The organism is Limosilactobacillus equigenerosi DSM 18793 = JCM 14505, from assembly GCF_001311375.1.
GTDB classification, from domain to species: domain Bacteria; phylum Bacillota; class Bacilli; order Lactobacillales; family Lactobacillaceae; genus Limosilactobacillus; species Limosilactobacillus equigenerosi.
On record NZ_BBAS01000002.1, the window covers coordinates 126396 to 140231 of the forward strand.

A 13836-nucleotide genomic window follows, 5' to 3' on the forward strand; every position below is an offset into this window, starting at 1 on the left:
TTTGTATTAAATTTATTTGTTAAGACCTTGTTCTTCGATTTGTTCAAGTGTCTTTCCTTGCGTTTCAGGAACCCGTGTCTTAACGAATAATACCCCGAGGACACAAATGATACCAAAGACTGCAAAGACTGCTTCTTGAGACATAGCACCCGTCATGATTGGGAAAATCAAACCAACTAACCATGATCCAACCCAGTTCATTGAAGATGCTAACCCGGCAGCACGCCCCCGAATTGAAAGTGGGAAAATTTCACCAACGATAACCCAGGTAAGTGGTGCCCAAGTAAATGAGTAAAATGCAACATAAAGACTTAAGAACACAACAATCATCATCGGACTAACATTTGGCATCAATTTATGAATAATCGCTGGCATGAAGAATGATAGGGCCATCACCGTCCCACCAGTCATAATTAACGTCCGCCGCTTAATCTTGTCGGCGATTGCAATGAATAAGAGTGAACCTAACACTAAGATTACCCCTTGAACAATTGGCCAAAGTAAGGCTGATGAAGCAGCGTTACCCGTTGCTTTTTCAACAATCAGTGGAATGTAGTAGAAGATTGCGTTTGCACCTTGGAATTGTTGGAAACTAGCAACCCCAACCCCTGCAATCACAAGATAACGATATTTCTTCGAGAAAAGCGTCCCCCAAGAAACATTCTTAGCAGCACTAGCTTCTTCCTTCGCAGTGTCTTTAATTTGATTAATTTCAGCTTCAACTTCTTGCTTAGATTCACGAATCATTCCAAGCACATGACGCGCAGCTGATTCATCACCATGTTGCAATAAGAACCGTGGTGATTCAGGTAACCGAAGTACCCCTAAATAAAGAATTAATGCGGGAACCGCCGCAAAGAACAACATTGAGCGCCATGCCCAATGGCCAGGTAAATCTTTAAGTAAGAAGTCCATAATGTATGAAAGCAACATCCCGGAAACAATCATCGTTTGGTTCAAACCTGATAATCGCCCACGCATCTTAGCCGGTGCCATTTCTGACATGTAGGCTGGCACCAATGCTGAGGCAGCACCAACGGCTAACCCTAAGAAAATCCGCACCGCAATTAAGAAGAACGAACCCTTATTAGGCGCCATCGATGAAAGAATTGACCCTAAAGCAAAGATAATTGCTGAATATAGAATAACTTTCCGTCGTCCCAAACGGTCAGATAATTGACCAGCTAAGGCACCACCAAAAATAGCCCCGAACATAACTGAAGAAGTAATCCAACCGATTACCCCAGACGAAGATGATAATCCCCAGTCAGTTTGTAAGAATGGCAAGGCTCCTGTCATAACCCCAATGTCATAACCGAAGAGAATCCCACCAAAAGAGCCAAAGAAATAAATAAATTTGTTTGAAATAGTTTTTTCTTGTTCCATATTTCTCACTCCGCACTCCAAAAGTAAAGCAATATTCAAAATCTGTAAGCGATTTCATAAACAACTTTAACATAGACACGGACAAATTCAAGACGAATTACTAAAAATTTATAAATAAATTATTTGTTTATTTGTGAAAAAAAGCGAACAAATGCCGTTTTAATAATCTTTAAAACCACACAAATTTTCAAAAATAATTTTTATACGCTTGATTTATACGGACAACTAAAATAAAATGTAAGCGTTAACTTAATTGCATTCAAGAAAGGAATGACTAACATGGATAAGCAAACAATAGTCACTAAAATTGAAAATGCACAAACAGCGCTGGGGATTGAATTAGGATCCACTACTATTAAGGCTGTTTTAATTACTGATACTTACGAAACCATCGCTAGCGGTAGTTATGTTTGGGAAAACGAACTTGATCACCAAATTTGGACCTACCCATTAAGTAAGGTTTGGGAAGGAATTCAAACTAGTTATGCTAAGCTCGCTGCTCAAGTCAACGCCGACTACGGTGTCGCCTTAACTAAGATTGGTTCAATTGGGATTAGCGCCATGATGCACGGATACATGGCCTTTGATCAAAACGACCAATTACTCGTCCCATTCCGGACTTGGCGGAACAACATTACTGGTGAAGCCGCTGAAAAGCTAACGGAATTGTTTAACTTCAACATCCCAGAACGTTGGAGTATCGCCCACTTATACCAAGCAATCTTAAACAAAGAAGATCACGTTAAAGACATCACGTTTATCGATACCTTAGATGGTTACGTAACGTGGCAATTAACCGGCGCCAAGAACACTGGGATTGGTGATGCCTCTGGGATGTTCCCAATTGATGAAGCCACGCATGACTATGACGAAGCCATGTTAGCCCAATTTGCCGCCCTGCCGGAAGTCGCCCAATACGACTGGGATATTAAAGACTTATTGCCAGAAGTATTAGTTGCCGGTCAAACGGCCGGGCACTTAACCGAAGCTGGGGCTAAATTATTAGACCCAAGCGGAACACTGCAACCAGGCGCCGTTTTCGCTCCTTCTGAAGGGGATGCCGGCACGGGAATGGTTTCAACCAACGCCGTTCGGAAGCGGACGGGGAACGTTTCCGTTGGGACTTCCGCCTTCTCAATGGTGGTCTTAGATCAACAATTGTCTAAAGTTCACCGTGACATTGACATGGTAACTACTCCCGATGGTGCCCCAGTTGCCATGGTTCACATTAACAACTGTTCATCGGAAATCAATCAATGGGCTAGCGTGTTCAACCAATTCGCGAAGGCATTAGGCGTAAACCTTGCACCAAACGAATTATACGAAAAGCTCTTTGACTCCTCCTTACGTGGGGATCAAGATGCGGGGGGCTTGGTTTACTACGCTTACCTCTCGGGAGAAAACATTACCCGAGTTCCATCCGGTCGTCCGCTGTTAGTTCGGCGTCCCGACAGCAATTTCAGCTTGGCCAACCTGTTTAAAGCTCAACTTTATTCTGCCTTTGCCCCATTGAAGTTAGGAATGGACATCTTACTGCGGGAAGAACACATCCGCACTGACAACTTAATTGCCCAAGGGGGACTCTTTAAGACGCCAGTCGTCGCTCAACAAGCGCTCGCTGACGCTCTTGACACCCCAATCACCATCATGGATAACGCAGGTGAAGGTGGCCCATGGGGGATGGCGGTCTTAGCTCTTTACACCAAGGATCAACAAGGCCTCAATTTAGCTGATTACTTAGACCAACTTGTCTTTGTCAACAGCGAAAGTTCGACCCTCTCCCCTGAACCAGCTAGCGTCAAGGGATACGAAAAATTCATCGACAATTACAAAGCTGCCCTGCCAGCCGAACGCTTAGCTGGTGACAACTTACCATTAGATTAACGGAGATATTAACCATGCTTGAAGAATTAAAACAAGAAGTTTATGAAGCTAACATGCAATTACCTAAGTTAGGCTTAGTTACCTTTACTTGGGGGAACGTTTCAGGGATTGACCGGGAAAAGGGACTCTTTGTCATTAAGCCATCTGGGGTTGATTATGATGAATTAAAGCCCGAAGACATGGTCGTAGTGAACTTAAAGGGTGAAGTTGTTGAAGGTGATTACAACCCATCATCTGACACGCCAACGCACACCTACCTTTACAACCATTTCCCTAAGATTGGGGGATTGTGCACACCCACTCACCATGGGCGGTTTCCTTTGCGGCTGCTAAATTGGACATCCCAGCATGAACACGACGCACGCCGACACGTTCTACACGGACATTCCAGCCGCAGACGCTTTAACGAAGGAAGAAATCGAAGAAGATTACGAAGGTAACACTGGGAAGACGATTGTGAAGACGTTTGAAGAACGGGGGCTTGATTACGAAGCCACGCCAGGGACGTTAGTTTCACAACACGGTCCATTCACATGGGGGCCAACGCCAGCTAAGGCTGTTTACAACGCAAAGGTCTTAGAAGTCGTCGCCGAAGAAGACTTCCACACGATGCAAATGACGATGGACAACACGAACTTGCCACAATACTTATTAGACAAGCACTACTACCGGAAACACGGAGCGAACGCCTACTATGGTCAAAACAGTGCCCACTCAAAGGATCACGCTAAGCACGAATAAAGCTTAAATGGTTCAATTTAAGGTCGATGTTTAATCACATCGATCTTTTTTGTATAATAAGCATAGAATACTTTAAGGAGCGATGGAATGACGCAAAACAAGTACGACATTGTTAAGCAAGGTTTAAAAACTGCCATTGAAAACCACGAATATGAAATTGGTGCTAAATTACCGACTGAATCTGAATTAATGGCCCAATACCAAGTGAGTCGGTACACGATTCGGCGCGCTGTTGGGGACCTCCAAAACGACCATTACATTTACCGGATTCAAGGGGGCGGGATGTACGTTGATGACTGGAAAAGTCGCCCCACGCGCACGACCGGCAAACATAAATTAATCGGGGTTATCACCACCCATTTAGCTGACTATATTTTCCCGCAAATTATTAGCGGGATTGACCGGTCCGTTTCCGCCCATGGGTACTCGATTATCGTTAGCAACACACATAATAACCCCGATCGAGAACGGCAAGGGTTGGAACGGATGCTCGAAAATCAAGTTGCTGGGTTAATTATCGAACCAACCCAAAGTGCGTTAGTTGGCCCTAATATGGACTTATACGACCGGATTAAGGAACTAAACATCCCAACCATTTTTATTAACGCTCACTATCCGCAACTTAACTTCCCCTACTTAGAAATTAAGGATATGGAAGCTGAGGAACAAATGGTCAACCACTTAATTGACCTTGGACACCAACGGATTATGGGGATTTTCCAAGTTGATGATATGCAAGGAACCCATCGGATGAAGGGCTTTATCAATGCCTATATGCAACATCCTGATATTTCTTATTTAAGCAAAACGATCATGTATCAATCCGGTCAAGATATGACTAAAGTGTTAGAACAAGTCGCTCAAGAACTTGAACACCCTACCACGCGCCCAACGGCATTAGTTTGTTACAACGATGAATTAGCCATTCAAATTATTGATTTAGTTCGATCAATGGACTTGCGCGTCCCAGAAGATATTAGTATTACTGGGTTCGACGATTACGTCTTAACTCGCTACATGACTCCACGCTTGACCACTATTCAACACCCCAAAGAAAAAAATGGGGCTTGATGCCGGTCAGATAATTATTAAGTTAATTAGTGGCGAACCCGTCCAATCCATCAATTATGATCCAGAACTAATTTTTAACAACTCAATTAAACATCATTAAACGAAAAAGACACCGTCACGGAATTCCTTCCATAACGGTGTCTTTATTTATATCGTATGTAAATACTCTAAGAGCCCTTGATTAAAAGCTTGCGGTTGTTCGGCCATTGGGCAGTGACCACTTTGATCAATCGCCAAATGCGTAATCAAGTCATTTTGTGATTGCAATACATCCGCAAACTCCCCGTTAAAATACGGACTTTGGTTCGCCGTAATCATCAACATTGGGACCGGCGTGGCCACCACACTTGGGCGCCAATCTTGTTTGGCATGGTGGTATAACAACGGTAAATGTTCTGCCCGGACAAACGGAAATTGTTGCTTCACAATCGCTAATTGCTCAAACACCTTTTGATCAATCCCCTTTAACGTTTCCCGGCGATTCCCATGATTTTTCAAAACCAATTGATAATTAGCCCGCGTGGCATCGATATAACCGTACGGCCACTGTGGCGTATTCAACATCTTCGGTGATTGATCTACGCCCACAACGGCTCGTAAGGCAATTTCCGGGTGCCGTTGCAATAGTCCATAAATCACACTGGCCCCCATCGAATGACCGACTAAAATCGGGTTCATTAGTCCGATCCCTACCATTAACTCGGCTAAATCATCAATCAGCGTCGTGATTTCAACTAACTCTTCATCGCGACTCGAAGCCCCATGGTCGCGCTGATCGTAAGTAATTACCTGATACCCCGCGGAGACTAGTGGTGCTAATTGATCAGTCCAAATTTGTTGGTAGCCACCAAAGCCGTGAATCAACACGATTGGTTGCCCATCCCCGAGAATTTGATAATTTAACTTTTTCCCATCACGTAATTGATAGCGCATCTGGCACCTCCGTTAGCACAAATTCCATAAACAACGTCGCAATCAACATATCAGCTGAACCCCCTAAACTCAAGTAACGGTCACTAAATTCAGTCTGCAATGCCGTTAATTGGTTCATGCCGGCAGCCGTGGCAACGCCACCAAGTTGCTCAATTTTCGCGACTTTATCTTGCAACCACGTAATCACTTTCGGATCTTTAGCGCGGTGAACGAGGGTACTATCTTCAATTTGGGTCGCAATTGCCAACAAGGTCGTTAAAATCCGCGTTTGCCAATCCCCGCTGGTCGCTTGTAAGGTTGGGAGACCAATTTGAAAGACACTTGGATAACCAGCCGCCGCCTCACCCCGGATACCAGTAATGCCATATTTCAAATATTGGTTTTCACCGGCCGTGTGATCTTGGTCCGCTTTCATTTTGCCTAAATCATCCGCAATTAAATCCACCAACATCTCTTTCACGGTTTGTTGCACCCGCTCAGCCGTTAACGCACCTTGTTGCCATGCATAACCAGTCGCGGCACTTAACACACCCAGGGTAAACACGGCTCCTTTATGCGTATTCACACCGTTCGTGGTCGCAAACATTTGTTGCTCGGCCCGTTTACCAAATTCCCGCACCGTCTGAAATAACTGGGTTAAATCCGTTCCTTGGAAATACAGGCCGGCAACGCACTGTTCGTTAGGTAATTTGTCATTGAAAGCGAACTATCAATAAATAAATAGTGATCCATATCTAAATGCGCCCCATGTTCTACCGGATCGACCAAGCCCGGTTTCGGCCACGTGGAAACTTCATATAGCAAGGCTCGTTCCGCTTGCTGAGCTAACCATGCCGCGCGCTGACTTTGTTCATGCGCAGCTAACACTTGTTGCATCAACTCACTGGAGCGTTGTTGTAGTTGGGCCACACTATGCGTTCGAGCCCGCCCGCAAGCTTTCGCTGGTTGCTCACAAATCAAACACTTTCGCACCGGAGCGTCCACGGCTTGGCGATTAATTACTGTGGCCACCCCATCAACTTCATGCAAGACGTCAATATCTAACAAGCGATTCGCTGGTTGTTTAGTTTCTAATTCAACCATCGCTTGTTTCACTGCTAACGCTGGCGCCGGCACTAAGTAAAACCGTTCGGGACCCGTCACTGCTGTTTCCCAACTAATTGGAATCGTAACCCCCCATCCCGCTTGCACCAAAGTTACTTCTAATTGTTCCATTTCACAGTTAAAAAAAACGCTTGAATGGTTTCATTATTTTTAATTGGTCCCGCTAAATTCAATTTCACGGCGAGTACCGTTTGTTGCTTCGTCATTAATTGTTGTTGTACGGCGACGCGCCGATCCCGGTTGGCCAATACCGCCGGAATTTCGACTGCCGTTCCTGTTTCAAATAAGTTTTTCATCATACTCTATATTGTATCCAAAAAGAAAGAGGCTGGAAATATTTCTCCTGCCTCTTTGTTGTTTTAATTGGTTAGTAGGTTGGTAACGTAGTTGTTCTACGGCAACCTCGCAACTACGCTTGCCCAGTAAACGCCTAGTGCCATCTACTGCAGCCTTGTAACTTCGCTTGCCACGCGGAATCCTAGTTCCTAACTATGACAAAGTCGCCGCCGGTCTATCTTCTACGGCAACTTTGTAACTTCGCTCGCCGATCAGGTGACTAGGACTAACTGGAAACGAACCTCGACGTGTGCCACGTCAAGCCCCGTTCCCGAGTTAGCCTAACGTCACCTTTGACGATCGGCTCGCGACCTAGTCTTTAATTTGCTTAATTTCGTCGATCACTGAACCATCACGGTATTCAACCACCGCCACTGTCCGGTCCGTGTATTCAACTGGCTTTGGCTTTCCAACCGTCTTTTCCGCCTTCGCTTGTAATTCTTCAATTGAAACTAATGGAACTGAAGGGTGCTTCTTAAATTCAGCAATCAAGTCTTGGCGGGCTGGGTTCACAGCAACCCCAACTTCTGTTACGACTACATCAATTGATGAACCTGGCGTCGTAATTGAGTTAACGGCTGGCACAATTGTCGCAATCCGGCCCCGCGTTAATGGTGCCGTGATAATCGTCATCTTCGCCGTTCCGGCATCTTGGTGACCACCAACGGCGCCCCGGATTTCCCCGTTTGAACCAGTTAACACGTTCACGTTAAAGTCCGTGTCAATTTCAAGCGCCGACAGAATGGCAATATCTAATTGGTCAACCATGGCCCCCTTATTGTCAGGATCAGCGTACCATGAACCGTCAATTTCGATTTGACCAGGGTTCTTCTTCATGCTTGAAGCCGCCCCCTTATCAAAGTCTTGCACGTCCATTACTTTCTTAACTAAGCCTTCTTCTAACAAGGAAACAATTGGTGACGTCGTTCCCCCACACGTAAAGGCCGCCGTGATATTGTGGTCAAGCATTGATTGCCGTAAGAACCGAGTTACGGCTAAGGAAGCCCCACCAGTCCCCGTTTGGAAGGAGAAGTCTTGTTTGAAGTAAGGTGAGTTAACAATCACATCATTAACCATCTTAGCAATCTTCAATTCCTTCGGGTTCTTAGTGAACCGCGTGGCCCCACTCCCAATCCGGTCAGGGTCCCCAACTTTATCAACCTTCACCACGTAATCAACTTGCGTTTGTTGAATTGAAGCTGGTGTGTTTGGGTAATCAGCAATCGTATCTGTTAATAAGACCACTTTATCCGCGTACTTAGCGTCAATTAAAGCGTAACCTAAGGAACCAAAGGCGGAATCACCTTCCATCCCATTGGCATTCCCCATCCGGTCCGCATTTGGTACCCCGATGAAGGCCACATCAATCTTAATGTTCCCATTTTCGATTGAACGGGCCCGGTTACCGTGGGAACGGAAGATGACTGGGTTCTTCATCAAACCATGCGAAATGGCTTCCCCAAGGCTGCCCCGCATCCCCGAACTCGTAATGTTCGTAATTACGCCGGCCTTAACGGCTTCGATCACCTTATCATTCATAATCCCCGTTAAGGATGATGGTGCTAACGTTAAGTCCTTGTAACCAAGTTCAATAATCTTGTCCATCACCATGTTAAAGACAAAGTCCCCATTCCGGAAGTGGTGGTGGAATGAAATCGTCATCCCGTCCTTTAAGTTGGCCTTGATGACATCTTCGATTGATTCAACTAACTTGTCATCCCCCTTCGTAACCCGAACCTTGTGATCCGTGTACGTTACCACTGGGTGACCAATTTCCGTTGATTCAAATGGCTTGTAGCCCATTTCGTTTAAAACCGTGTCTGAAATTTCACGTCCGACCTTATTCTTCAATGTATTCACCTTCCTCGTCAATTAAGTGTGATGCCTTTGCTAACCGGATTACTCGTTGGGCCCGTAATACAACTGGCCGGTCAACCATTTGACCATTCATTGAGATAACCCCTGACCCCTTGGCGTTAGCTTCTGCAATTGCTGCTTCAACATCCAAGGCGTTTTCAATTTCTTTCTTCGTTGGTTCGTAAACCTTGTTCACCCAATCAATTTGCCGTGGGTTAACCAAGGACTTCCCATCAAACCCAAGTTGGTGAATGTATTCCGTTTCGCGTTGGAAGCCTTCCACATCATTCATGTTCGTGAAGACCGTATCGAAGGCTGACACCCCAGCTGCCCGAGCCGCGTGTAAAATCATCTTCCGCGCAAAGTCTAATTCGGCCCCATCTGGGTAACGGTGCGTCTTCATGTCCGTCGTGTAGTCTTCAGCTGATAAGGCTAACCCCATCATCCGGTCAGTACTTTCGGCGATTTCTAAGGCCTTCATCACCCCACGGGCACTTTCAATGGCGGCCATCACCTTCGTGCTACCAACTTCTTTACCAAACTTCTTTTCCGCTTCTTCAACCACGGCAACTAAGTCCTTCATCATTTGCGCTGATTCAACCTTTGGTAACCGCACAACTTCGATGCCGGCTTTCACCATCGCAAAAACGTCGTTGCGGAAGAATTCCGTATCAATGCCGTTAACCCGCACAACTAATTCGGCGTCACCATAATCTTGCGTTTGTAAGGCTTGGTAAACTAACATCCGGGCCGCGTCTTTTTTCGGCCATTGAAACGGAGTCTTCCAAGTCAAACATAATTGAATCGGCACCGTAAATTCCGGCGTCCTTAACCATCCCAGCATTGTTACCGGGTACGAACATCATTGTCCGACGTAAACGTTCTTCCATGCTTATAGTACCTCCCAGTTTGGTTCATCAACCGTACCTAATGCCCGTTGAATGGCTGCCATCATCCGGGCCTTAATAACACAATCTAAGGCTCCTTTATCAACGACTTTGACGTTAACATCCGTCACATCATAGCTCGCCAACGTATCAGTCACGACCTTTTTAATGTCATCACCGTACAATGAGGCAACTGAAGAATCTAAATCAATTTGAATCCCCGTCCCTTGACTCAACGTGATTTGCACGTCAGAGGATTCTAACGTTCCGGCAATTGCCGTTTGCTTAATTTCCATAAACTATTTCCATCCCTTCTGTTCAATGCGCTTCCCTAACTCCGCCAAGTGCGCTTTTACAAACGTCCTGGTCGTTGCTGGTAAAACTTGATCCAAATAAGCCACATCCTGGGTCACAATCGCTTGCCGAACTTTGGTGGCTGAAATCACTTCGCCGCCAAGTTCCAAGCGTGGCACCGTCACCACCGCCACTTCAGGTGGTAAGACTTCGTGCATCGCTTGATTGTAACTATCAGTTGTTTTCGAAAATGGCTCAGTTCCCACATACCGTTTCTTGATATGCAAGGCCGGCACAATATTCCGTTTAAATAAACTCACATCTAATACCGCTTGGTAATGGCCTTGGTCTTGATCATCTTTTAAGAAGTAAGCCGGGAACGTCGCCGCACTAATCATATACTCACCGCTTGAGACGACGGTGACATTCTTGAATTGGGCCGTCCCTTGCTTAACTAAATCAAACCGTTCTTGGTACGTAAAGATTGATGAGTCATCTTGCAAGACAAATACATAGACATGATCGTTTTCCCGACTAGCCGTTTCGACTAGGTATTGGTGCCCCTTCGTAAACGGATTGGCATTCATCACAATGGCGGCGACCTGCTCACCGTCATCGGCTACGGGAATCGTGGCTAGGTAATCATCAATGCCCCCGGGTCCCGTTTCTAAAATAGCCCCGTCATTTGATAAGGCTAATTCCTTAAAGCCAACATATTGAAAACTTTGGCTGTATTGTGGCTTCGTAAAGACAAATAAATGATAGCGACCCAACATGGCAGCTTGCGTAATCAAATGACTAACCACTTGATTAAACATCGCTCCCCCGTCGCTATACTTACCACAGACGGCAATATATTTTAAAACATTGCCTGCAATCGAGCCGGTCGCAGCCACATCATCACCTTCGACCCATATAAAGGTCTTTTCAATTTGGTCCACTTCACTGGGCGCAAAATTTTGAATGTGATTTAATTCCACAAACTGTTTCCATTTCCGGAAATTACGTGGAATGTGAATGTTTAATTCTTTAATCTCCACTCAGATACCATCCTTTAGTTCATTTCAGCAGCGTAATCAATCACCGCTTGGGACACGGTCTCAACCACCCCATCATCAAAGACCCCCGGAATAATCCGGTCAGCGGTTGGGGTTGTAATCATCGTTGCCAATGCTTCAGCGATTCTAATTTCTAAGCCCGCATCAACTTGATGTAAGTCAGTCGCTAACAAGCCTTTGTAAAGACCAGGGAACGCCAAAATATTGTTGACTTGGTTGGGATATTGACTTGACCCCGTCGCCATCACGGCCACTCCCGCTTGATGGGCAACAGCCGGATCAATTTCCGGTTTCGGATTGGCTAATGCTAAAACAATTGGTTGGTCGGCCATCGCTTGCACATCCGTGCCCGTTAAAACATCCGCATCCGACAAACCAATAAAGACATCCCGATCAACTAGCGCCGCAGATAAGCTACTAAACGTTTCGTGATTATCACTGGCCGCCGCAATTGCGCGTTGATAGTGATTGTAATTGGCTGAATCTGGCAACACCTGCCCATCAATATCAAAAGCGATTAGATCTTTCAAGCCATATTCAAGCAATAACTTAGCGGTCGCTACTCCCGAGGCACCAAGACCATTCAAGACAATCTTTAAATCTTGCACGGGTTTGCCAATCACCTTGGCCGCATTAATTAAGGCTGCTAGCACCACAATCGCCGTTCCTTCTTGGTCATCATGGTAGACCGGGATATCAACGACTTGCTTAAGCTTTTCCTCAATTTCAAAACACCGCGGAGCCGCAATGTCTTCGAGGTGGAAACCGGCGTATGACTGCGAAATGTTCTTTAACGTCGTCACAAATTCATCGACTGACACTTGATCAACCGTAATTGGAATCGCGTTAACACCCGCTAAATCCTTATAAATCAACGCTTTACCTTCCACAATTGGCAACCCACCAGCCGGGCCAATATTACCTAGTCCGAGGACCGCTGAGCCATCCGTGACCATTGCCACTAATTTCCCACTCAACGTATACTTATTCTTAAGTTCCGGATATTTTTCAATTAACTTGGAAATAACTGCTACCCCAGGAGTATAAGCCTTTCCTAAATCTTCCCGACTTTTAATATCAAATTGGGATTCAATATCTAACACCCCATGATGGGCGGCGTGCATTGATAGCACTTCTTCTTGATCCATTTTATCCACCTGACTTTCCTTGTTCATTTTAGCATAATTTTTAAAATATTTAAAATTTAAATCGATTTTTAAAATATTTAAAAAGACTTAAAAATCCGGTACAATAATACCAACGAGAAAGGAACGTTGCTTATGGATGCAAATCATAATTTATTACTTGGGCAACTCGCTCAAGACTATTATTTAAGTAAATTATCAATCAATGATATGACCAAAAAGTACCAGTTAAGCCGGTATTTGATTTTAAAATATTTAGACGAAGCCCTCGCTAATCAAATTGTCACGATTAACATTAACGCCGGGATTAATCGTAATTCCGAGCTCGAACGCAAACTCAAAGAACATTTTGCCATTAATAATTTATATGTCGTCAAAAGTACCGACACTACGCAAGAAGAACAACTTATCTCTTCCTTTGCAGCCCATCAAATCCAAGCCGCCATTCAAGCTGATGACACGATTGGGGTTGCTTGGGGGGAAACCGTCTATTCAGTCATCGACGAATTCAAACCCACCATGCACCAACGGGTCCGCTTCACCCAATTCACTGGGGAAAACATGAAGTACCAGTCATCATCAGGGTCAATGCGAATGGTCCAAAAAGCGGCGGCTAAATATAATGCGCCATACTACGTCATGCCGGGGCCCATTTACATTGCCAATGACCTAATTCGGGAACAACTGCCCTTAGAACCGGCGATGCAAAAGGTATTTGCAATTTCATCTCACATGAACATGCTAATTTCAGGGGTTGGAACGCTAGCTTCCCTCAATTCCATCCAACCATGGCGCGACGCGAAGGAACTCCTCTTCCCTGGAGTCGATTTAGCTCAAATTGCCGGTATGCTTTACGGTCGCCCTTATGACATAAACGGTCAGTTATTGAATCAAACTAACGATAAAACATTTGGCATTGAGGTGGCGACGTTACAAGCTGTCCCGAAACGCTTCGGCATCGTCAAACGTAAATCCAAAGCCCAAGCGACATTAGGGGCTTTACGAGGTAATTTCTTTACTGACTTAATCATTACCGAAGCTGTCGCACTATTAATCATGCATCAAATTGGCAACAAATAATGATACACTTGATCATATTTTATTTAGCTTATGTTTTTAAAAAGACTCCTCAAAATCAGA

11 protein-coding genes and 3 pseudogenes are annotated in these 13836 nt (G+C 45.0%); 4 read left to right on the forward strand and 10 right to left on the reverse strand.

The genetic code is table 11. From position 1 onward, the window contains the following. Positions 1-12 precede the first annotated feature (12 nt). Positions 13-1386 carry a sugar porter family MFS transporter gene (locus JCM14505_RS02220; RefSeq protein WP_054652581.1) on the reverse strand — a complete coding sequence of 458 codons (1374 nt, stop codon included), beginning with the start codon at positions 1384-1386 and terminating at the stop codon, positions 13-15. A gap of 279 nt (positions 1387-1665) precedes the next feature. Here JCM14505_RS02220 and JCM14505_RS02225 point away from each other — a divergent pair, with 279 nt between their 5' ends. From JCM14505_RS02225 to JCM14505_RS02235, 3 genes and pseudogenes are all read left to right on the forward strand, one after another. Beyond that, positions 1666-3270, forward strand: a complete 1605-nt coding sequence (locus JCM14505_RS02225) for a xylulokinase (protein WP_054652583.1) — start codon at positions 1666-1668, stop codon at positions 3268-3270. 14 nt (positions 3271-3284) lie between these two features. Next, positions 3285-4011: pseudogene (locus JCM14505_RS02230) on the forward strand (L-ribulose-5-phosphate 4-epimerase). Positions 4012-4098: 87 nt separating this feature from the next. Then, positions 4099-5182 (forward strand): annotated as a pseudogene (locus JCM14505_RS02235) (substrate-binding domain-containing protein). A 47-nt stretch (positions 5183-5229) separates the two neighbouring features. Here JCM14505_RS02235 and JCM14505_RS02240 read toward each other — a convergent pair. From JCM14505_RS02240 to JCM14505_RS02280, 9 genes and pseudogenes are all read right to left on the reverse strand, one after another. Next, positions 5230-6015, reverse strand: coding sequence for an alpha/beta fold hydrolase (locus JCM14505_RS02240; protein WP_054652585.1), 786 nt, complete (start codon positions 6013-6015; stop codon positions 5230-5232). Further along, the gene (locus JCM14505_RS09905) at positions 5996-6634 is read right to left on the reverse strand and encodes a triphosphoribosyl-dephospho-CoA synthase (protein ID WP_054652588.1); all 639 of its coding nucleotides are present in this window, start codon (positions 6632-6634) and stop codon (positions 5996-5998) included. Before JCM14505_RS09905 ends, JCM14505_RS02240 begins: the two co-directional genes overlap by 20 nt. Positions 6635-6651: 17 nt before the next feature. Continuing rightward, on the reverse strand, positions 6652-7230 hold the full coding sequence (locus JCM14505_RS09910) for a citrate lyase holo-[acyl-carrier protein] synthase (RefSeq protein ID WP_054652590.1): 579 nt from the start codon (positions 7228-7230) through the stop codon (positions 6652-6654). After that, positions 7218-7418 carry a citrate lyase holo-[acyl-carrier protein] synthase gene (locus JCM14505_RS09915; protein ID WP_054652592.1) on the reverse strand — a complete coding sequence of 67 codons (201 nt, stop codon included), beginning with the start codon at positions 7416-7418 and terminating at the stop codon, positions 7218-7220. Before JCM14505_RS09915 ends, JCM14505_RS09910 begins: the two co-directional genes overlap by 13 nt. A gap of 349 nt (positions 7419-7767) precedes the next feature. Then, positions 7768-9306, reverse strand: coding sequence for a citrate lyase subunit alpha (gene citF / locus JCM14505_RS02260; RefSeq protein WP_054652594.1), 1539 nt, complete (start codon positions 9304-9306; stop codon positions 7768-7770). Beyond that, positions 9296-10202: pseudogene (gene citE, locus JCM14505_RS02265) on the reverse strand (citrate (pro-3S)-lyase subunit beta). The gene citF and the pseudogene citE overlap by 11 nt, the downstream one beginning before the upstream one ends. A 2-nt stretch (positions 10203-10204) precedes the next feature. Continuing rightward, positions 10205-10495, reverse strand: a complete 291-nt coding sequence (citD, locus tag JCM14505_RS02270; protein ID WP_054652596.1) for a citrate lyase acyl carrier protein — start codon at positions 10493-10495, stop codon at positions 10205-10207. 3 nt (positions 10496-10498) lie between these two features. Continuing rightward, positions 10499-11533: a [citrate (pro-3S)-lyase] ligase gene (gene citC / locus JCM14505_RS02275; RefSeq protein ID WP_054652599.1), complete on the reverse strand. Its 1035-nt coding sequence runs from the start codon at positions 11531-11533 to the stop codon at positions 10499-10501. Between the two features lie 14 nt (positions 11534-11547). Further along, positions 11548-12699, reverse strand: a complete 1152-nt coding sequence (locus JCM14505_RS02280) for an NAD(P)-dependent malic enzyme (protein WP_054652607.1) — start codon at positions 12697-12699, stop codon at positions 11548-11550. Between the two features lie 132 nt (positions 12700-12831). On the opposite strand from JCM14505_RS02280, the gene JCM14505_RS02285 reads away from it, so the two are divergent. Then, positions 12832-13776: a sugar-binding transcriptional regulator gene (locus JCM14505_RS02285; RefSeq protein ID WP_054652601.1), complete on the forward strand. Its 945-nt coding sequence runs from the start codon at positions 12832-12834 to the stop codon at positions 13774-13776. Positions 13777-13836 lie beyond the last annotated feature (60 nt).

Excerpts from the sequence above, each read along its gene's own strand:
- JCM14505_RS02220 (WP_054652581.1), bottom strand. The coding sequence starts at position 1,386 with ATGGAACAAGAAAAAACTATTTCAAACAAATTTATTTATTTCTTTGGC.
- JCM14505_RS02225 (WP_054652583.1), top strand. The coding sequence starts at position 1,666 with ATGGATAAGCAAACAATAGTCACTAAAATTGAAAATGCACAAACAGCG.
- JCM14505_RS02240 (WP_054652585.1), bottom strand. The coding sequence starts at position 6,015 with ATGCGCTATCAATTACGTGATGGGAAAAAGTTAAATTATCAAATTCTC.
- JCM14505_RS09910 (WP_054652590.1), bottom strand. The coding sequence starts at position 7,230 with ATGGAACAATTAGAAGTAACTTTGGTGCAAGCGGGATGGGGGGTTACG.
- JCM14505_RS09915 (WP_054652592.1), bottom strand. The coding sequence starts at position 7,418 with ATGATGAAAAACTTATTTGAAACAGGAACGGCAGTCGAAATTCCGGCG.
- citD (WP_054652596.1), bottom strand. The coding sequence starts at position 10,495 with ATGGAAATTAAGCAAACGGCAATTGCCGGAACGTTAGAATCCTCTGAC.
- JCM14505_RS02280 (WP_054652607.1), bottom strand. The coding sequence starts at position 12,699 with ATGGATCAAGAAGAAGTGCTATCAATGCACGCCGCCCATCATGGGGTG.
- JCM14505_RS02285 (WP_054652601.1), top strand. The coding sequence starts at position 12,832 with ATGGATGCAAATCATAATTTATTACTTGGGCAACTCGCTCAAGACTAT.